Raw genomic sequence first — 1,056 nt, 5'->3', positions numbered from 1 at the left:
TAGAGCGTCGGACGCTCAGGTTGAATCGAGAGGGGATTCCAGTGAGGCGACGTTCGTGATTCACTTCCTGTAGGAGGTGATTTGCGATGCCCAAGCCCTATTCGATCGATCTGCGTGAACGTGTAGTCGGGTATGTCGAAGCCGGCCATTCACGGCGCTCGGCTGCGGCGCATTTTGGTGTATCGGTTTCGTTCGTCGTGATCCTGGTGAGGAACTATCGAAAGACCGGGAGCCTGGTGCCCAAGGCCAGTGGTGGCCGACGCCATTGCAAGCTCGACCCGCATCGCCAGTTTCTGCTTGGCCATGTAGCCGAGAAGGACGATATCACCATGCCGGAGCTTGCCGCCGAACTGGCCGCAGCTGCAGGCGTCGAGATCGCTCCCGCCTCGATCTCGCGTTGGCTCATCAGGAACGGCTACCGCTTCAAAAAAAACGCTGCAGGCCAGCGAGCAAGATCGTCCCGACATCAGCAAGGCGCGGCGGGAATGGCAGGCCAAGCGCCAGCCACGAATGCGGCTTGAGCCGCATCGGCTGGTGTTCATCGACGAAACCGGAACCACTACGAAGATGACGCGGCCGCGCGGCCGCTGCCTGAAAGGCCAACGGCTGCGCTCAAAGGCACCGTTCGGACACTGGAAGACGCAGACCTTCATCGCCGGGCTGCGCTGTCATGGGCTCACCGCCCCTTTCGTCGTCGACACGCCGATGAACCGGCGCATCTTCGAGACCTATGTCGAAACGCAACTCGCTCCGACGCTGGAAAAGGGTGATATCGTCATTCTCGACAATCTCGCTGCCCACAAGAGTCAGACCGCCGAGGCCGCGATACGGGCCAAGGGCGCATGGCTGCTCTTCCTGCCGCCCTACAGCCCGGACCTCAACCCGATCGAAATGGCCTTCGCCAAGCTCAAGGCGCATCTGCGCGCAAAGGCCATCAGAACCATCGACGCTCTGTGGCAGGCAATCGGCGATATCTGCAATCTGTTCTCGCCAGTTGAATGCAGAAACTACTTCACAGCAGCAGGGTATGGACTCACTTGAACGTCCGATGCTCTA

General features: G+C 60.1%; 1 protein-coding gene. It reads left to right on the top strand.

Annotated features, from left to right (window positions below; translation table 11 throughout):
* The first annotated feature begins 86 nt into the window (after positions 1–86).
* Positions 87–1,041, top strand: a protein-coding gene (locus AC0L25_RS32395) for an IS630 family transposase (protein WP_473599180.1) whose coding sequence is annotated in 2 segments (ribosomal slippage) — positions 87–406 and positions 405–1,041 — 957 coding nt in all. Because the reading frame shifts where the segments join, the coding sequence is not laid out codon by codon here.
* Positions 1,042–1,056 lie beyond the last annotated feature (15 nt).

It is taken from the genome of Mesorhizobium sp. WSM4813 (genome assembly GCF_055811555.1).
The sequence above is the reverse complement of the archived record's forward strand: the minus strand, read 5'-3'. Positions and strand labels throughout refer to the sequence as shown.